Here is a 19,129-nt window from a genome sequence, read left to right on the forward strand (position 1 = left end):
TTTTCAATCCTCCGCTATCTCCTGCAATTTGCGGATTGCGAGCTGGGCAGCTTGCTGTTCCGCTTCTTTTTTCGACCGGCCATTGCCGATGCCCAGTTCTTTGTCAGCAAGCGAAACGCGTGTCACAAAAACCCGGCTATGGGCTGGCCCTTTTTCATCGATGATTTCATACGTTAACGAGCCATTGTTTTTTTGCTGCACCAGTTCCTGCAACTGGCTTTTGTAATCCATCACATGCGAAAAAGCACCGATTTCCACTTTCGGAAACAAGACAATATCCAAGAACGAGACGACCGCCTCCAAACCTTGGTCTAAATACAACGCGCCTATAAACGATTCAAACACGTCCGCCAATAGCGCTGGGCGCGTTCTTCCGCCAGTCAGTTCTTCGCCTTTTCCAAGAAGGATGTACGTTCCAAACTGAAGCTCGTGTGCAAACAAGACGAGAGATGGTTCGCAAACGATTGCCGCCCGCAATTTGGTCAGTTCGCCTTCGCTCATTTCCGGAAATTTCTTGAACAAGTAGTGGGACACGGACAATTCCAACACTGCATCCCCTAAAAACTCAAGGCGTTCATTATCGGTGTAATGTCTTCTTCGATGCTCATTCACATAGGATGAATGGGTAAATGCTTGATAAAGCAATGCAGGTTGCTGAAAGGTGATATTCAGTTCTTTTTGAAGTTCGATAAAAGCAGCTCGATCGCTTTCTTTCAATACTCCTGCTTTTTGATGGTTCGTTTTTTTCTTCATCGCCATTTTAATCTGCCTTTCTTTGCTGATCTTCTTTCAATTTTACCTTGTTTTCCTGCTTAGTGCAAAAAGAGAATTGACGCACAATCGCTTATAGAAAAAGCGTTTGTGCGTCAATTGGGTTGATTCATTATGTTTAATTACTGTTTGCTTTCGATGTACTTAACCGCGTCGCCTACTGTAGACATGTTTTCAGCGTCTTCGTCGGAAATTTCCATATCGAATTCATCTTCAAGTTCCATAACCAATTCAACTACGTCTAAAGAGTCAGCGCCCAAGTCGCCTGTGAAAGAAGCTTCAAGCTTTACTTCGCTTTCTTCTACTCCAAGACGATCTACGATTACTTTTGTTACTCGCTCTAATACTGTTGCCAATGTCGTCACCTCCCCTCAAATCAGTATACAAAAAAATTCGTCACATGACCATGCCGCCGTCAAGATGCAGCGTTTGGCCTGTCATATACGAAGAGTCGTCTGATGCCAAAAACAACGCTACTTTCGCCACTTCTTCCGGTTTGCCGAAACGGCCAAGCGGAATTTGGCCAAGCATTGCTTGCTGGATATCATCGCCCAACTTGTCTGTCATATCCGTTGTAATAAACCCTGGAGCGATGGCATTTGCTGTAATGTTGCGGCTTGCCAGCTCACGTGCTGTCGTTTTTGTCAGCCCGATAACGCCAGCTTTGGCTGCGACGTAATTGGCTTGTCCTGCATTGCCCATGACACCGACGATGGAGGCAATATTAATGATGCGGCCTGCACGTTGTTTCATCATTTGGCGCGTAACTGCTTTCGTGCAAACAAAAACGCCCTTCAGATTTGTATTGATGACATCGTCCCATTCGTCATCTTTCATACGCATCATCAAATTGTCGCGGGTAATTCCGGCATTGTTCACCAAAATATCAATCGAGCCGAACGCTTTCATTGTTTCATCAGCCATAGCTTTTACAGCTTCCGAATCCGAGACGTTTGCTTTCACCGCAATCGCTTCGCCGCCATTTTGTTGAATTTCAGCTACTACAGCTTCCGCTTTTTCTTGGCTCCCACTGTAATTGACGACCACTTTTGCGCCGGCGCTTGCCAATTTCCGGGCAATTTCCGCACCGATTCCTCGTGATGCGCCTGTAACGATTGCCGTTTTACCTGTTAAGTTGCTCATTTTGCCAGCTCCTCTACCGCTTTTTCAAATGATTCCAAATCGTAGACGGGCAGCGCAGTGACGGAACGGTCGATTTTTTTCACCAATCCGCTCAACACTTTGCCCGGTCCAATTTCAACAAATACGGTGACGCCCAAGCTGATCATTTCTCTCACCGATTGCTCCCACAGAACAGGCGAATAGAGCTGGCGGATGAGCAAGTCTTGAATTTGCACAGCGTTGGTTTCACCTTTTGCGGTTACATTGGAAATGACCGGAACCGTTGCGTCCTCTAGAAACGATTCGCTCAATACTTTTGAAAGGTCTAGCGATGCGGGGTGCATCAGCTCCGAATGGAAAGGCCCGCTGACATCCAGCGGAATCGCGCGTTTCGCGCCTCGTTCTTTTGCTACGAGGCACGCTCGTTCAACGCCTGCTTTCGTTCCCGAAATGACGATTTGACCTGGGCAGTTCAAATTGGCTAACTGAACCACACCCGTTGAATCCGTCACTTCATTTGTTACTTTTTCAAGTTCTTCGCTTTCCATGCCGAGAATGGCCGCCATTGTTCCTTCTCCTGCCGGCACTGCACTGTTCATATAAAGCCCACGTTTATGGACAATGCTCACCGCTTTTTCAAATGGCAAAACGTTCGACGCGACAAGCGCACTGTATTCTCCCAAACTGTGTCCAGCGGTAAAATCTGGCACGATTCCGGCTCGGTTCAACCGTTCCGTGATCATTGAACTTACGGTTAACAAAGCAGGTTGTGCATGATATGTAATCGTCAACTCTTCTTGCGGGCCGTTTAGCATCAAATCGGACAATTTAAAGCCAAGAATTTCGTCGCCGCCTGTAAAAATCTGGCGGCTTGTTTCGTCATTCAAGAAACTTTCTCCCATGCCGACAGTTTGTGAGCCTTGCCCTGGATAAATAAAAGCAATTTTCGTCATTCTGTTTTCTCCTTCTCAAGCGTAGAGTGGATGGTGCCTGTCACGTCGAATTCAACCATCGTCCGCGTTTGGCGGATTGCATTAAATAATGCATTGGCATTTGATGAACCATGAGCCTTGATGACCGGCGCTTTTAAGCCGAACAGCCCGGCTCCACCGTATTCGCTGTAATCGAGCATGCCTTTAAGGCCTTTAATATTGTCTTTTACGAGGAAAGCGGCCACTTTTGTCTTTGCCGATGTCATGAACACATCTTTGATCATTGCAAACACATTCATCGCGGTGCCTTCAATCGTTTTCAAAACCATGTTGCCTGTGAAGCCGTCCGTTACCACAACATCTGCTGCCCCGTTCAACAAATCCCGTGATTCGACGTTGCCAATAAAATTGATCGGCGCTTGTTTTAACAACGGAAAAGCAGCTTTCGTTAAATCATTGCCTTTTTTCTCTTCGGTGCCAATATTCAAAAGGCCGACCGTTGGATTTTGGATGCCGCGAACTTTTTCAGCGTAAATGCTGCCCATGACTGCGTATTGCACCAAGTGTTCAGGGCGCGCTTCCGCGTTCGCTCCCATATCCAGCATGACAAATCCTTTGCCGTCGATCGTCGGCAAAGTTGGCGCTAATGCCGGCCGGTCGACGCCTTCAATGCGGCCGACCACAAACAGCCCAGCCGCCATCAATGCGCCGGTGTTTCCAGCCGATACACAAGCATCTGCACGGCCGTCTTTGACCGCTTGCGCCATTTGCACCATTGAGGCGTTTTTCTTGCGGCGCACCGCTCGGACGGGATCGTCTTCCGCTTCAATGATTTCTTCGCAATGCACAACGGTCATCCGGTCCTGCTCACGCAAAAAAGGACGCATTTTTTCTTCGTGTCCGTAAAGCTGGATCTCCAAATCGCTGAATTCCGCCAGCGCCTTGTAGACTCCTTCGATGATTTCTTTTGGCGCATTGTCTCCGCCCATCGCATCTACTGCTATTTTCACTTTTCGTCACCTTCACTTTGTTCCGTCGTCCGGTACATTTCAAATGTTCCGGTAAAGACTGTTGTTTGGTCTACAGAAGACACCACTTTTACATAAGCCCGGTTTTTTTTCGGATTGCGCTCAATGACTTGCGCTTTTGCCACAATCCGCTGGCCGGCAGTCACAGGCCGCAAAAACTGGAGTTCTGATTTTACCGTCAATGCCAATTCATCGTTCATCACCGCTACAGCAAGTGAATTGGCTTGGGCAAATAAATGATGGCCTCTGGCAATTTGGTTGCGCTGAAAAACGTGTTCCGGTTTCACATCAAAAATCGATATCGCCCGTTCATCCAATTCAATGTCGATAATTTCGCCGAACACTTCATCGATCGGCAGCGATTTCACTTCATCTTCATAGGTTTTTACAGCAACGTGTTTGATGCGTTCCCGCAATTCGGGAATCGCCAGTTCCATCCGGTCGAGCCGAATCGTCTGGACGCTGACGTTAAATTTTACAGACAATTCTTCGTCCGTGACAAATGGATTGCTTTTTATCCATTCTTTTAACGCGAGTTGCCGTTCTTTTTTCGTTCTTTTCACAATGTCACCGCCCGCTATTAGCACTTGGTACTAATACGAGTATATAAATAACAAAAAAAGAATGCAAGGATTAATCCTAATCCCGCATTCTCAGTCTAACCGGCTCGCTGATAAGGCACCCGATTCTTCCAGTTGCTCACGCAAGCATTTCATCTCGTCGCTCACCCAAAACTCTTCGCCATTGACGAGTTTCTCAGCATCTTTTCTGGCGGTTTCAAGCGCCCGGTAATCGTGCACCAAATCCGCCATTTTAAACTCCGGCACACCGCTTTGCTTGCGGCCAAAGAAATCTCCTGGCCCGCGCAGCTGCAAATCTTTTTCAGCCAAGACAAAACCGTCGTTCGTTTCGGTCATCGAATTCATGCGCTCTTTGCCGGTTTCCGTTTTTGGATCCGCCAATAGCACACAATAAGATTGTTCGCTGCCTCGCCCGACGCGTCCGCGCAATTGGTGGAGCTGTGACAAGCCGAATCGCTCGGCGTCGTAAATGAGCATAAACGATGCGTTCGGCACGTTCACGCCGACTTCCACCACGGTCGTCGAAACCAGAACCGCAATCTTGCCTTCGGTGAATTCCCGCATTGTTTCTTCTTTTTCATCCGAATGCAAACGGCCATGCATCAATCCGACCGTGTATTTGCCATGAAAATGGCTTGACAATTGCTGAAACAGCTCCACGGCGTTTTGGAAATCGAGTTTGTCCGACTCTTCGATTAATGGACAAATCACATAAGCTTGCCGTCCGGCGGCCAGTTCTTTTTCCATTCGTCCCAATATTTTGCCAAACATTTCTTTTTTCATCCAAAATGTCTGGATTTCTTTGCGTCCGACCGGCATTTCATCAATGACAGATACATCCATTTCGCCAAAAGCGGAAATGGCAAGCGTTCGTGGAATCGGCGTCGCGGTCATAAATAACACATCCGGATTATAGCCTTTGTCTTTCAATACGCGCCGCTGATCTACGCCGAACCGGTGCTGCTCATCCGTAATGACGAGCCCAAGCTTTTTAAATAACACTTCCGGTTGAATCAAAGCATGAGTACCGATAAGGATATGGATTTCTCCAGCAGCCAATTGATCCAAAATCAATTGGCGCCGCTTGCCTTTTACGGAACCGGTCAATAGCGCAATGTTCACGCCGAACGGCTCGAACCATTGCACGAGCGTATTGGCATGCTGCTCCGCCAAAATCTCCGTCGGCGCCATTAACGCGCCTTGCAAGCCGGCAGTAACTGCAGCATAAAGCGAAATCGCAGCCACCACCGTTTTGCCTGAACCCACATCGCCTTGCAGCAAGCGGTTCATGCGGAATGGTTCTTTCAAGTCTTTGCAAATTTCGTTGACCACCCGTTTTTGCGCATCGGTCAAATCAAACGGCATCGACTGAATAAATTTCTTCAGTGCCTCGAGGTCGTAATTGATAAAAGAGCCGCCTTCTTCTTCACGGTTCTTTTTACGCAGCGCCTGCATTTTTAATTGGAACATGAGCAGTTCTTCGTAAACGAACCGGCGCCTTGCTTGCTTTAGCATTTCGCCATCCGGAGGGAAGTGCACCCATTCCAACGCATCTTGGACAGAAGGAAGGTGATAAGCGGAAAGATACCGCTCCGGCAGGCAATCTTCCAATTCATCTTTTGCCAAATCCAACGCTTGGCGCATCAGTTTTCGGAACGTTTTTTGGTAAATCGATCCCCGCAAGCTGTAAACCGGTTCAAAATCCGCCCCATTCGTTTTCGGTCCGATCGAATGGCTTTGGACGGTAATAACTTGGCGCCCTCTGTCCCATTTCCCTGATAGCGTCAGTACTTCTCCGATATGGAGCTTCGCTTTGACGTACGGCTGATTAAAAAAAATCGCTTTGACCAGATGCCGTCCGACCAAAACTTGCACTTGTGTCCGCGATTTGTTTTTTCCTAAAAAAAGGACGGAAGGTTCACTTTCGACCCTTCCCTCCACAGTAACTCGTTCATTATGTGGCGTATCAGCCAGATCTTTCAATTGGAAATCTTCGTGGCGGTAAGGAAATGTCATGATCAAATCATTAATGGTTTCGATTTTCATTTCCTGCAACGATTCAGCCGCTGTTTTGCCTACCCCTTTTAACCGAGTAACAGGCTCGTTAACGTCCACTTCCAACAACTGCCCCGCCGAAAATTTTCGATTCCAGCCATTTGCCTGTCGGAGTAGCGGCTAGCCCTCCTTTTGCTGTTTCCCGAAGCGTACTTGGCATCGATTGTCCGATTTCGAACATCGCACCAATCACTTCGTCGCACGGGATACGGCTCGTTACGCCAGCCAACGCCATATCGGCTGCAACAACCGAATTGGCAGCACCCATTGCATTTCGTTTCACACAAGGCACTTCCACTAATCCCGCCACTGGATCACAGACAAGGCCGAGCATGTTTTTCATCGTAATCGCGAAAGCTTCTGAACTTTGCTGAGGGGTTCCCCCAGCCATTTCCACGATCGCAGCTGCAGCCATTGCTGCAGCAGATCCCACTTCCGCCTGGCAGCCGCCAGCTGCACCTGAAATTGATGCATTGTTAGCTACGACAAAGCCAAAAGCTCCGGAGGTGAACAAAAAGCGAATCATTTGCTCGCGCGTCGGATTTAATTTATTTTTCACCGCAAACAACGTGCCTGGCACAACTCCCGCCGAACCGGCTGTCGGTGTCGCGCAAATCGTTCCCATCGCTGCATTCACTTCATTTGTAGCGACCGCTTTGCTGACTGCGTCCAAAAGAAGATCGCCGGACAATGCGTTGCCTTTGGCCATATATGCTTGAAGCAAAACCGCATCGCCTCCCGTTAAACCGGAAACCGAATGCACGCCTTTCAATCCTTTTTCCACAGCTTCTTCCATCACCGTCAAATTTCGGTCCATTTGTTTCATGACTTCTTCACGCGACCGGTCTGTAACGAGCATTTCCTGCTCGATCATGATTTCAGAAATCAGTTTGTTTTCCTGCTCTGCCCGTTCTACCAGTTCTCGTACATTGCGAAATAAAAATTCCACTTTATAAACCTCCCATTTCAATCAGCGATTCTTGTAACTTGTGTGATATTTGGAAGCGTTCTTAATTCATCCATCACTTCTTTATCCACATTTTGATCCACTTCAATCACCATAAGTGCCATACGCCCTTTTTCTTTGCGGGATACTTCCATATGGCCGATGTTGATATCATATTTATATAAGCAATTGGCAACATTTGCAATGCATCCTGACCGGTCATCGTGGACCACAAGAATGGCTGGATGTTCGCCCGACAAGCGCAGCGGGAACCCGTTCAATTCGGTGATTTCAATCTTCCCGCCGCCGATGGAAATGCCCATCATGGACATTTCAGAAAGTTCATCGCCGATCACAATCCGTGCTGTATTCGGATGCTCGACGTGTCCCGCCTCCGGAATAAATTCAAATGCCATGCCTAGTTTTTCTGCTTCTTCAAAAGAAGTTTTGATGCGTTCATCAAATGTATCGTAATCAAGCAAGCCACCGACAATTGCCACGTCGGTGCTATGCCCTTTATACGTTTCTGCAAACGAACCATATAAATGGATTTTTGCCCATTTTGGCTGCCGTCCAAATAAATCCCGTGCTACTCTGCCGATGCGTGCTGCTCCCGCAGTATGCGAAGAAGAGGGCCCAATCATAACAGGGCCGATTATATCAAAAACAGATTTGAACTTCATGGCTCAAACCCCTTCCTATAAATATACGTATACTATCAGTTTACACGAATTTGTCACATTTCACAAAAATTAAAAGCACATGCAGATTGCATGTGCTTTTATTATTACGCGCTGTTGCTGCGCCTTGTCCGCCAAAGCGGTTCTCAGTTTTATTCTACAGCTAAAATATACGGATATAATGGTTGCTTGCCGCTGTGGATTTCAACTTCCACTTCTTCATTCAACGATTCAATAAAGGCGCCTAATTCTTCTGCGTCTCCTTCGCTTACGTCTTCTCCGTAAAGAATCGTTACGATTTCGGCTTCTTCATCAACCAATTTTTTGGCCAATTCTTCCGCTACGTTTTTCAGACTTGCTTCTGAAACGACAATTTTCCCTTGGGAAATGCCCATGAAATCATCTTTTTTAATGGAAATCCCATCAATGGACGTGTCGCGGACTGCGAACGTAACAGAACCGGACTTCACGTTTTTCGAGGCGCTTGCCATCGTTTTTTGGTTTTCTTCAACCGACGCGGAAGGATTAAATGCCAGCAGGGCCGACATTCCTTCAGGCACATCTTTCGTCGGGACGACCGCGGCTTCAATATCCAAAAGAGTAGCTGCTTGTTCAGCCGCCATGATGATGTTTTTATTGTTCGGCAAAATCAATACGCGCTCGGCGTTGATTTCTTTTACGGCATTTACGATATCTTCCGTAGAAGGATTCATCGTCTGGCCGCCCTCAATGACGTATGAAGCGCCAATCGACCGAAGCAGCTCAGCGATGCCTTCGCCCATTGCTACAGTCACTACTGCATATGGGTGCGCTGTTTTTGCTTTGGGTGCATCTTTTTTAAAGTCTTCTCCGACGATGTCAATATGCTGCTGGCGCATGTTTTCGATTTTCATGCTGATCAGGCTGCCGTATTGTTGGCCGTATGTAAGAACTTTCCCCGGCTCTTCTGAATGGATGTGGATTTTCGCCACTTCATCGTCCGCAATCACAAGCAGTGAATCTCCGTATGCGCTTAAATCCGTGCGGAAAGAAGCTTCGTTGAATTCGTGCTTGCCTTCTTCGAATTTCACCATGAATTCTGTGCAGTAGCCGAATTCAATATCTGCTGTATCCATAAAGCCAGCTATGTTTTTATGGTGTTCAGCGCTGACCAAATCCGTCATTGTGTTATGGGCGTGTTTTTCAGGAAGCTTTTCGCCTTTCAAGCATGCCAAAAAGCCTTCATAGACGTAAACGAGCCCTTGGCCGCCGCTGTCGACTACTCCTACTTCTTTCAAAACCGGAAGCAAATCAGGCGTCCGCTCAAGTGAAGCCTGTGCTTCTTTTACAACAGCTTCAAACAAAACAATGACATCGGTTTCAGTTTTAGCCAATTCCATTCCTTTGGCTGCTGCATCTTTTGCCACAGTTAAAATCGTTCCTTCAACCGGTTTCATCACCGCTTTATAAGCCGTTTCAACGCCGTGCTGCAAAGCAGCCGCCAATTGAGCTGCCGACAGTTCTGATTCATTGGCAATGTGCTTGCCGAATCCTCGGAAAAGCTGAGACAAAATAACACCCGAATTGCCGCGTGCGCCCATCAATAGACCTTTTGACAATGCGCCAGCTGTTTTCCCAATATGTTCGACCGCGTTTGCTTCAGTTTCTTTCGCACCGGAGGTCATTGATAAGTTCATATTCGTTCCCGTATCGCCGTCCGGCACCGGAAAAACGTTTAATGCATCGACATAATCCGCATTTTGAAATAAATGATGAGAACCCATCTGCACCATTTCTGCGAACTGAATTCCGTTTAATGACTTCATAACCAATTCTTCCTCCTCTTACGGGTTCGTCACACGAACTCCTTGAACATAGATGTTGACAGCTTTAACGGGCATGCCAATAGTTTTTGTTAATGTGTATTTTACTTTAGACTGAACTTGATAAGCCACTTCGGAAATTTTCGTTCCATAACTTATGATTACGTACATATCGATTACAAGATCCGTTCCTTCTTGCCGAACGATTACGCCTTTAGCAAAATTCTCTTTGCGCAATATATCAGTGAGGCCGTCGCGAATTTGATGCTGAGTAGCCATTCCAACTATTCCGTAGCATTCAATTGCCGCTCCGCCCGCTATTTGAGCAATTACGTCATTGGAAATATCGATTTGACCATAGTCGTTTTTTAATTCAATCGACATTGTAAATTCCCCCTTGAGTCCTATTTCACTAGTTTCATTCTACATGAAAGTATTATATAAGAAAAGCTGCCGTTTATAGTGTAAAGGTTTTTTTCTTTAAAGACTGCCAAAATTAGTTGCAAACCCTGAATGTGTATGTTAAATTATTAAAGTATGTGAAACGAAAAACGAACTGAAATATCTATATAATTTTCAGCTTCACTTGTGAGGAGGGACTTACATGCCTAAAGTATGTGCAATTTCTGGACGCAAAGCCCGCGCAGGCAACGCCCGTTCACACGCGATGAACTCGACTAAACGTACATGGGGAGCAAACCTTCAAAAAGTTCGTATCCTTGTAAACGGTAAACCGAAACGCGTATGGGTTTCTGCAAGAGCAATGAAATCAGGTAAAGTTGAGCGCGTATAAACGCTCATGAATAATGCCAGGTCTGACTTTGTCAGCCTGGCATTTTTTCGTGCCTATATAAGTTGAATTAATGATTCCCACGTGTCGATATTCCGCAGACCAGCTGCAAAGATATGGACCAAATAGAATTTGGTCCATATCTTTGCGACGAAGCGCATGGCGCTGCAGGAGCAACGCTCTTTCATGTCTCGAAGCTAGCGAAGCAATGCAGAGACAGGAGTACTACTCGCTACATAAAGGGAGTAGTACCATGCCCAAAGCGTCCGAAGCGGTGTGTAAAAGCTAGTTTCTTTAGTTCAACTTATATAGTTGTTTATCTTTAATGTAAAAAACGCACATTCTGTCCAGTGGAAGTTCAATCCTCCATTTCAGAACGTGCGTTTTTTTGTTTTATGGCAGGTTCGCCTCAATCCGAACTTTCGACCATGATGCAGCTGCCTTGCGAGAAAGTAACGGTGCCAATCTTTTTCAATTCGTTGCTGATAAAGCGTGTAGAACCGAATTCAATTGATTCGTCGGCCACTTCGTATTTAAAGCCGGAAAGCAGAAGGCCTTCTACTTTTTCGGCGAACGGATAAAACGAAATATAGCGGTAGCGTTCATTAGGTTCGACTGTATGGCTGCCGGCATTTAGAAAGCGGATGCGGTTTTGGCGGTTGACGAGCAAAAAATGAATATCCGGAAATTTCTTCTGAAACGAGTAAATGGCATGGAGCGCGCTCATGTAATGATCGAGCCTCCCGCCTGTTACCCCTGTGATTATGACCGCATCAGGCTGAAACTCCATCGCTTTTTCAAGCGCCAGCTCAGTATCGGTTTCATCTTTTTCAGCAGCTGCCCGGTCCAAATCCGGAAACAGCCTTTCAATTTCCTTAAGTTCTTCGGCAGAAACTGAATCGAAATCCCCAACAGCTGCAATTGGCGTAATGCCTTTGTTTAACAACGTAACCGTTCCGGCATCCACTCCGATAAAAGCAGCTTTCGGCCATTGCGCCAAATCCGGCAATTCAATAGACGGCCCTCCAGCAACAAGAACGATTATCAAAGAAGTGCCTCTTCTCCGGCTCTTTTAATCGATTGCAAAGCATATGCCCGGTCCGGTTTATTGTAAATCGCTGAACCAGCTACAAAAATATTCGCCCCAGCTTTCGCACATTGGACAATCGTTTCTTCATTGATGCCGCCATCAATTTCAATATCGACCGATAATCCTTTTTCTTTGATCAAGCGACTTAATTGCTCAATTTTTGGAATGACGGAATGAATGAACTTTTGGCCGCCAAATCCTGGATTGACGGTCATAAACAACACCATGTCGACATCTTCCAAAACATGTTGAATAGCTTCGATTGGCGTATGCGGATTTAGCACAACCCCAGGCTTGGCACCAAGTGAACGAATCAATTGGATCGTTCTGTGAAGATGCGGTGTTGCTTCCACATGGACCGTAATCAAATCAGCTCCAGCCTTCACAAAATCTTCAATGTACTGGTCTGGATGTTCAATCATTAAATGAACATCCAGCGGCAGTGACGTCAAGGGGCGAAGCGCTTCGACCACGATCGGCCCCATTGTAATATTCGGAACAAAATGGCCGTCCATCACATCAATGTGGATCAAATCGGCTCCAGCTCGTTCCACTTCCAATACTTCTTCACCAAGCTTGGCAAAGTTCGCTGCTAAAATAGAAGGTGCAATTTTAATCATTCGAATACCTCGGCTTTCGGCTCATGATTTCCTCTAAAAATTTCAAGTAATGCTTATAGCGGTATGCCGGGATTTCAGTGGCATCCACAGCTGCTTTGATGGCGCATTTTGGCTCATTCAAATGCAGGCATTCCCGGAACTTGCAGCTGCCAGACCGCTCCGCCATTTCAGGGAAGCAATCCGACAACTCTTCTTTTTCCATTGTTTCAAAGTCGAACGAACTGAATCCAGGCGTATCTGCTAAAAGTCCCTTGTTCACTTCAATCAATTCCACGTGGCGCGTGGTATGTTTCCCCCGGTTTAGCGCACGCGATATGTCATCGGTTTTCAGTTCCAACGACGGCAAAATCGTGTTCAGCAACGTCGATTTGCCAACCCCCGACTGCCCTGCAAGCACACTGACCTTCCCTTCAAGAACCGGCATGAGCCGTTCCGCCAAAGCGGGATCGCCTTTATAGGTCGGAATCACTTCATAGCCGATTTTTTCATAATCCGCTATATACACTTGCAAGTGTTCTTTTTCCTCTTCACTCAACAAATCTGTCTTTGTCAAACAAATAACCGGTTTGATAAAATGGGATTCGATGGCAGTCAAAAAACGATCAAGCAATAGCGGATGAAAATCTGGCTGCTTTGCCGAGAAAACAAGAATGGCTTGGTCAATATTCGAAATTGGCGGGCGCACGAGTTCGTTTTTGCGTTCATGGACCACCGTGATGGTGCCTTCTAAATCGTTGTCTGCTTCATAATCCACAAAATCTCCAACGAGCGGTGAAATTTGACGGTTGCGGAACACACCGCGGCCTCTGCACTGAATATAACGTTCCCCATCTTGATCCATAACGTAATAAAATCCACTTAACGCTTTTCTAATTTGACCTTTCGGCATGCTTTCACTCCTTCTTGTACTATATAGGTGAACTAATGAAACTTGCTTCGGCCAATATCTTCGTAGCTGTTGAGCGGAATATCAGCCACCTCTATTAATAATTAAGTTCAACTTATATAGTTATGATTTTGTTGCAAAACAGTCGTTTTTATTCCACGCTATCGTAATCTATTGTTTCTTCTAAAATCACCGTAGCATCGCGGACCACTCGGTAAACGGCGCTTTCGCCTTCGGCAATTTCCATCTCGATTTGCCGGGTTTCGGCTTCTGTGATGTCAAATTCTTCAGCCGGTTCCGCCATCGTGCGCGTTTGGTCTTGAATGTATATTTGAACTTTTTGCGCGACTGGGTCTTCCCCTTCTTCGGCCGGTTCATCCGGTTCATAAGGGATTTCAATCGTTTTGATGTATGTTTTTTGAGGCAATGCATTCGGACCGGATGACAGCGTCACTTCAATCGTGCTGCCTGCTTCGAGCTTTTCTTTCGGAGCTGGATTTTGAGACAAGACATTTCCTTCTTGGACCGTATCCGATGCCGCTTCGCCAACAATTCGGATATCAAAGCCGGAAGAACGGGCAAATCCGTTTAAATCTTCTTCGGTAAATCCGGTAAGGTCTTCCACCGTACGCATGTCTTTGCCTTTGCTGACGGTAAACTCAAGTTTGGTTTCGCTGATGACAATTTGCGAGCCAGCACGTGGGCGTTGATCCAAAATTGTTCCAGGCGGCTCATCTGAGAATTCTTCGGTTTTCTCAGCTGGGGGATAATTTTGTTCTTCCAACACCTCTAGCGTATCTTCAATATCGGTGCCGACAAAATCTTCAAGTTCAGTTGTTTCTTTGCCTTTGCTGACAAAAAGTTGAATTCTGGATTCTCGGTCGCGCATTTTTCCAGCTTCTGGAATGGTCCGAATGACGTTATTTTCTTCCACGTCTTCTGAAAATTGCTCGGTTTCTTCACCGACAACAAACCCTGCAGCCGTCAATTCTTCAATCGCTTCTACACGTTCCATATTTGAAACATTTGGCACAGCGACTTGCCGTGGCCCAAGTATGCCTGTAAATACCAAAGCGGTAATGATGCCTGCTACCGCTAGCACTGCAAGAATACCAATAATCCATGGCGCTTTTTTCTTTTTCTTATTCTTATTTTTTTCAGACGGAGTTTTCGCTTCCGTTTTTTTAAGCACTGCTGTTTTTTCTGGTTCAATAATTTTTGTTTCTTCGACATTGCCGTATGCTGTCACATCTTTAATGATGGGCATAGCACGCGTTTCGTCCTGATCAACCGGAACGGCAAACTTTGGTTCGTTAATTCGTTCGGGCAATAAAACCGTTGCCAAGTCTTCTTCTATTTCCTCTGCCGTTTGATAACGGTGCTGCGCGTTTTTCGTCGTCGCTTTCAACACGACGTTTTCCAAACTTTGCGGAAGCGTGGGTACTGTGGCCCGCAGGGAAGGCGTTTCGGTCTGCAAGTGTTTCAAAGCAATCGAAACTGCGGATTCACCTGAAAAAGGCAATTTTCCTGTCAACAATTCAAACATGACAATCCCAAGTGAATAAATATCTGATTTTTTATTGGCAGTTCCGCCGCGCGCCTGTTCCGGAGAAAGGTAATGGACGGTGCCGAGCACGGAATTGGTTTGCGTGTAAGACGTAGCGCTTAACGCCATCGCAATTCCGAAATCCGTGATTTTCACATTTCCATTGTCATCCATCAGTATGTTTTGTGGCTTGATATCGCGGTGGATGATTTGGTTGTGGTGAGCATGCGCCAATGCTGAAGCCAATTGTTTCATAATCTCAACTGCCCGTTCAGGCGCTACCGGTGAGTGTTCGATTATGTATTCTTTCAAGGTTTTTCCTGGAACGTACTCCATGACCAGGTAATGCAAATTCCCGTCTTCGCCGACATCGAAAATATTGACGATGTTTGGATGCGCCAAGCTTGTGGTTGAAAGTGCCTCGCGTTGGAATCGTCTGCGGAGTTCTTCTTCATTTGAAAAATCATAGCGTAAAACTTTAATGGCGATGTCGCGGTCGAGAATCATGTCATGTGCCAAATAGACATTGGACATCCCGCCGCCGCCAATTAGTTCAAGTACTTTGTAGCGGCCGTTAATGTTTTTGCCGATCAGCATAGCTAGACCTCCTCAACCTGCGAGGTTAAAAGAACAAACGAAATATTGTCTTCACCTCCGAGATGATTGGCAAGTTTCACCAGTTCTTCCCCTTTTTGCGACAAAGGGATGGACGAAGTGACAATGGATGCAATATCCGTTTTGCTGACTTTATTGCTCAAGCCATCGGAACAGATCAACAAATAAAACGAAGGTTTTAACGAAAAATGAAGAAATTCGCCTTCAATATCAGACTCTGTGCCCAACGCTTTGACAATCCAGTTTTTTTTCGGGTGGTCTTCCGCTTCTTCTTCGCTGATTTCACCGCTGTCGACTAAGGCGTTTACATAGGAATGGTCGCGCGTCAACTGTTCAACCGAGCCGTCAATCACATAAGCACGGCTGTCGCCGATGTGGCACATCACGCAATCTTTGTTGTCGATGAGCGCTGCAATAAGCGTCGTGCCCATCCCTTTGCATCCTGGAGTATTTTCAGCGTACTCAAAAACTTCTTTGTTGACGTTGCGGACATGGCGCGAGAGCCATTCTTTTTTGCTGTCAATCGTCAAAAAAGCCGCTTGCTGTTCTTCAATAAAAATATTGCTCAGCGCAGTGACCGTCATTTCACTGGCGACATCACCCGCGTTATGGCCGCCCATTCCATCAGCAACCAACACCAGCAGCAACCCTTCCGGCCGTTTTAAAACAGCGACCCGGTCTTCGTTAATTTCGCGTTTTTTTCCTGTATCGGATTCCATTACGTATTGAAACAAAAGATGTCACCCCAATTCTGCTCATTAGCTGTGAAGGTTTAATTAATTTTATTTATTTATGGGAAATCGTGCATTTCTGCCTTTCCCTGCAGGTTCCCATTAGGCAGGACGAAGCCCAGCTAAGTAGAGTTTCTTTTAGTTTTTCTTGCGGAATGCTGCGATGAAGAAGCCATCGCCGCCAAAATCTTGCGGGAAAATTTGGACAAACCCGGAATTCTTCACTCCAAGCGTTTCTGGCAATACGACCTGGACTTTTTCCATTTCCGGATGTTCTTTCAAAAAACGTTCGGCCGTGCCGCGGTTTTCCACCGAATCGATCGTGCACGTGCTGTAAACGATGATGCCATCGTCTGCGATCACTTGGGCAGCTTGTGCAAGAAGATCTACTTGGATGTCCTGCAAACGTTCAAAATCTTCTTGTTTTTTGGTGTATTTAATATCGGGTTTGCGCTTGATGACGCCAAGGCCGCTGCACGGTGCATCGACCAAAATACGGTCAAAGCGTTTTTCGCCGAACCGCTCAACGCTCAGTTTGCTGTCGCCGACTGCTGTTTCAATAATCGTGTGGCCAAGGCGAGCCGCGGTTTCTTCGATCAATTTGACTTTATGTGCATGCAAATCGATTGCCACGAGCGTTCCTTCGTTGTTCATTTTTTCAGCTATATGCGTCGTTTTCCCTCCCGGAGCCGCGCACATATCCAAAACGTTCATGCCCGGTTTTGCTTGCAAAGCATAAGCTGGCAGCATCGAACTTTCATCTTGAATGGTAATAAACCCTTTTTCAAAAGTTGCTGTCCGTGCGGGCTGGCCGTTTGTGATGATCAGACTTTCCGGCACCCATTTACTCGGCGTTGCTTCCAGCCCTTCTGATTCGAGCATATCGATCACTTCTTCTACCGTGGCGCGGACCGTATTGACGCGGACGGTTTGTTCAGGGGTTTTATTGTTCTCCAGCGCCAGTTCACGGGTTTTTTCATGGCCGAACTGCTCGGACCAGCGTTTGATCATCCACACCGGATGGCTCGTTTCAATTGAGATTTTCTCAATCGGATCGCTAATCGTATTGAACGAACGGACGCCGCTTCGCTGGATGGAACGAAGGACACCGTTTACGACTGAACCTACTCCGCTGTGCCCTCGCCGTTTGGCGATTTCTACAGCTTCATGGACGACTGCATGGGACGGAATGCGGTCCAAGTAAACAATTTGGTAAAGCGACATCCGGAGCAAGATTTTTACCCACGGTTCGATTTTCCCTTTAAGATAAGGCTCCAAATAATAATCGAGCGTCATTTGGTGCTGAAGCGTCCCGTACGTAATCTCAGTCAGCAAGCCTTTGTTTTTGTCCGCAATGCCGTAACTTTGAATCGTTTGGTGCAACAGCAAATTGCTGTAGGCTTGTTTGTTTTCGACTGCCCAAAGAATGGAAAAAGCCGCATCGCGCACATTGCCTTGAAGTTTTTTGTTTTTCATTCGAATAAATCTCCTGCCTGGATTTTCGGTCCTTTTAAATAATCTTCTGCAGCCATGCGCTTCTTGCCGGCTGGCTGCAGTTCTTTGATAGCCAATGCCCCATCCCCTGTTTGAACCAAAATGGCATCGTCAGCCAGTTCCAGCACTTCCCCGGGCTTCCCGTTTTTTTGCGAGTTACGCTCTTCTGCCCACCAAATTTTCATATTGGCATCATTATAGGTTGTGTACGCGACTGGCCAAGGATGCAAGCCGCGCACTTGGTTAAAGATGGCGGATGCAGGTTTTGTCCAATCGATGCGTTCTTGTTCGCGCGAAATGTTGCGCGCATACGTTACATGCTCTTCGTTTTGTGGAATCCGTTCGTTAGTTCCTTCAATGATCGAAGGCAGCGTTTCTTTTAAAAGTTCCATACCGGCAACGCTCAATTTCTCGAACATGCTGCCGGTATGATCGTGTTTAGTAATGTCCACTTTTACTTGGGAAATGATATCCCCCGCATCCAAGCGGTCCACCATATACATGATCGTCACGCCAGTTTCCGTTTGGCCGTCGATAATGGCTTGGTGGATTGGCGCGCCGCCGCGGTATGCCGGAAGCAGCGAAGCATGGACGTTGATTGCCCCAAGCTTTGGCGTCTCCAAAATAGCAGTCGGCAGAATTTGTCCGAATGCAGCCGTGACCACAAGATCTGGCTGCAAATCTAAGACGTGCTGAAGCTCTTCCGGATTTTTCAGTTTTTCCGGCTGGTAAACCGGCAAGCCTAGGCGCAGCGCTTCTTCTTTGACCGGCGTCGGCGTCAGCACTTTTTTGCGTCCAACTGGCCGGTCCGGCTGTGTGACAACGGATACGACGTCATAGCCTTCTTCAACAAGCATGCGAAGGATCGGCGCAGAAAAAGCTGGCGTTCCCATAAAAACGATTCTCGTCAAACTTGTTCCTCCTCAGCAGCCGCTTCAGCTTCACTTTCTGCAATCATGGCGTCTAATTCTTCTTGCGTGACGTATTTCGAAATTTTGCTGGTGAATAAAACCCCGTCTAAGTGATCCATTTCATGCAAAATGGCGCGCGCTTCATAGCCTTCCGCTTCCAGTTCATACCACGTGCCGTCGCGTTCTTGTGCTTTGATTTTGATATGGTCGTAGCGCTCCACTTCACCGAAAATTCCCGGGAAGCTCAAGCAGCCTTCCACATCCGTATCCGCTCCTTCGAACAACACCAATTCAGGATTGACCATTTCAATCGGCTCTTGGCCTTCGCCAAAATCAACAATTGCGACGCGTATTGCTTTTCCGATTTGAGGAGCCGCAATTCCAACGCCATCGTTCTCCACCATTGTTTCGTGCATATCATCCAATAGAACGCCTAATTTTTTATCGAATTTTGTAACCGGTTCGCAGTTTTGTTCTAATACTGCGTTCGGGTGTTTTACTATATCTAAAATCGCCATTTTTCATTTCC

The 19,129-nt window shown here is 46.6% G+C and carries 20 protein-coding genes; 1 reads left to right on the plus strand and 19 read right to left on the minus strand.

All coding sequences use genetic code 11. From position 1 onward, the window contains the following. Nucleotides 1-3 precede the first annotated feature (3 nt). The 11 genes from rnc to ACRRQV_RS05035 form a co-directional block, all read right to left on the minus strand. On the minus strand, nt 4-759 hold the full coding sequence (rnc, locus tag ACRRQV_RS04985; RefSeq protein ID WP_432528306.1) for a ribonuclease III: 756 nt from the start codon (nt 757-759) through the stop codon (nt 4-6). A gap of 134 nt (nt 760-893) precedes the next feature. Then, on the minus strand, nt 894-1,127 hold the full coding sequence (gene acpP / locus ACRRQV_RS04990) for an acyl carrier protein (RefSeq protein ID WP_106531964.1): 234 nt from the start codon (nt 1,125-1,127) through the stop codon (nt 894-896). Nucleotides 1,128-1,167: 40 nt separating this feature from the next. Continuing rightward, a complete protein-coding gene (gene fabG, locus ACRRQV_RS04995) occupies nt 1,168-1,914 on the minus strand; it encodes a 3-oxoacyl-[acyl-carrier-protein] reductase (RefSeq protein ID WP_432528309.1) in 747 nt (248 codons plus the stop codon). Continuing rightward, nucleotides 1,911-2,846: an ACP S-malonyltransferase gene (fabD, locus tag ACRRQV_RS05000; protein WP_432528311.1), complete on the minus strand. Its 936-nt coding sequence runs from the start codon at nt 2,844-2,846 to the stop codon at nt 1,911-1,913. The genes fabG and fabD overlap by 4 nt, the downstream gene beginning before the upstream one ends. Beyond that, the gene (plsX, locus tag ACRRQV_RS05005; protein WP_432528313.1) at nt 2,843-3,835 is read right to left on the minus strand and encodes a phosphate acyltransferase PlsX; all 993 of its coding nucleotides are present in this window, start codon (nt 3,833-3,835) and stop codon (nt 2,843-2,845) included. Before plsX ends, fabD begins: the two co-directional genes overlap by 4 nt. After that, nucleotides 3,832-4,416: a transcription factor FapR gene (fapR, locus tag ACRRQV_RS05010; RefSeq protein ID WP_432528315.1), complete on the minus strand. Its 585-nt coding sequence runs from the start codon at nt 4,414-4,416 to the stop codon at nt 3,832-3,834. Before fapR ends, plsX begins: the two co-directional genes overlap by 4 nt. Nucleotides 4,417-4,506: 90 nt before the next feature. Continuing rightward, nucleotides 4,507-6,549, minus strand: a complete 2,043-nt coding sequence (gene recG / locus ACRRQV_RS05015) for an ATP-dependent DNA helicase RecG (RefSeq protein WP_432529468.1) — start codon at nt 6,547-6,549, stop codon at nt 4,507-4,509. Beyond that, nucleotides 6,539-7,438 carry an L-serine ammonia-lyase, iron-sulfur-dependent, subunit alpha gene (sdaAA, locus tag ACRRQV_RS05020; protein WP_432528317.1) on the minus strand — a complete coding sequence of 300 codons (900 nt, stop codon included), beginning with the start codon at nt 7,436-7,438 and terminating at the stop codon, nt 6,539-6,541. The genes recG and sdaAA overlap by 11 nt, the downstream gene beginning before the upstream one ends. Nucleotides 7,439-7,455: 17 nt before the next feature. After that, entirely contained in the window at nt 7,456-8,118 is a 663-nt protein-coding gene (gene sdaAB / locus ACRRQV_RS05025) for an L-serine ammonia-lyase, iron-sulfur-dependent subunit beta (RefSeq protein ID WP_432528319.1), read from the minus strand. A gap of 149 nt (nt 8,119-8,267) precedes the next feature. Further along, the gene (locus tag ACRRQV_RS05030; RefSeq protein ID WP_432528320.1) at nt 8,268-9,920 is read right to left on the minus strand and encodes a DAK2 domain-containing protein; all 1,653 of its coding nucleotides are present in this window, start codon (nt 9,918-9,920) and stop codon (nt 8,268-8,270) included. Nucleotides 9,921-9,938: 18 nt separating this feature from the next. Continuing rightward, nucleotides 9,939-10,301 carry an Asp23/Gls24 family envelope stress response protein gene (locus ACRRQV_RS05035; RefSeq protein ID WP_432528321.1) on the minus strand — a complete coding sequence of 121 codons (363 nt, stop codon included), beginning with the start codon at nt 10,299-10,301 and terminating at the stop codon, nt 9,939-9,941. Nucleotides 10,302-10,521: 220 nt separating this feature from the next. Between ACRRQV_RS05035 and rpmB the strand changes: the two genes are divergently transcribed. Continuing rightward, nucleotides 10,522-10,710, plus strand: coding sequence for a 50S ribosomal protein L28 (gene rpmB / locus ACRRQV_RS05040; RefSeq protein WP_300985219.1), 189 nt, complete (start codon nt 10,522-10,524; stop codon nt 10,708-10,710). 406 nt (nt 10,711-11,116) lie between these two features. Here rpmB and ACRRQV_RS05045 read toward each other — a convergent pair whose 3' ends face one another. From ACRRQV_RS05045 to def, 8 genes are all read right to left on the minus strand, one after another. Further along, nucleotides 11,117-11,755, minus strand: coding sequence for a thiamine diphosphokinase (locus tag ACRRQV_RS05045; protein ID WP_432528323.1), 639 nt, complete (start codon nt 11,753-11,755; stop codon nt 11,117-11,119). Further along, nucleotides 11,752-12,417 (minus strand): ribulose-phosphate 3-epimerase, encoded by a 666-nt coding sequence (gene rpe / locus ACRRQV_RS05050; protein WP_432528325.1) that lies wholly within the window; start codon nt 12,415-12,417, stop codon nt 11,752-11,754. The genes ACRRQV_RS05045 and rpe overlap by 4 nt, the downstream gene beginning before the upstream one ends. Then, a complete protein-coding gene (gene rsgA, locus ACRRQV_RS05055; RefSeq protein WP_432528327.1) occupies nt 12,410-13,306 on the minus strand; it encodes a ribosome small subunit-dependent GTPase A in 897 nt (298 codons plus the stop codon). Before rsgA ends, rpe begins: the two co-directional genes overlap by 8 nt. Before the next feature lie 148 nt (nt 13,307-13,454). After that, nucleotides 13,455-15,446: a Stk1 family PASTA domain-containing Ser/Thr kinase gene (gene pknB, locus ACRRQV_RS05060; protein ID WP_432528328.1), complete on the minus strand. Its 1,992-nt coding sequence runs from the start codon at nt 15,444-15,446 to the stop codon at nt 13,455-13,457. Between the two features lie 2 nt (nt 15,447-15,448). Further along, entirely contained in the window at nt 15,449-16,183 is a 735-nt protein-coding gene (locus ACRRQV_RS05065; protein WP_432528330.1) for a Stp1/IreP family PP2C-type Ser/Thr phosphatase, read from the minus strand. Nucleotides 16,184-16,333: 150 nt separating this feature from the next. Continuing rightward, the gene (gene rsmB, locus ACRRQV_RS05070; protein ID WP_432528332.1) at nt 16,334-17,671 is read right to left on the minus strand and encodes a 16S rRNA (cytosine(967)-C(5))-methyltransferase RsmB; all 1,338 of its coding nucleotides are present in this window, start codon (nt 17,669-17,671) and stop codon (nt 16,334-16,336) included. Then, complete coding sequence (fmt, locus tag ACRRQV_RS05075; RefSeq protein WP_432528334.1) at nt 17,668-18,600, minus strand: methionyl-tRNA formyltransferase; 933 nt, start codon at nt 18,598-18,600, stop codon at nt 17,668-17,670. Before fmt ends, rsmB begins: the two co-directional genes overlap by 4 nt. Then, nucleotides 18,597-19,118, minus strand: coding sequence for a peptide deformylase (gene def / locus ACRRQV_RS05080; RefSeq protein WP_432528335.1), 522 nt, complete (start codon nt 19,116-19,118; stop codon nt 18,597-18,599). Before def ends, fmt begins: the two co-directional genes overlap by 4 nt. Nucleotides 19,119-19,129: the final 11 nt, after the last annotated feature.

This window comes from Planococcus sp. YIM B11945, from assembly GCF_050864155.1.
GTDB lineage: Bacteria > Bacillota > Bacilli > Bacillales_A > Planococcaceae > Planococcus.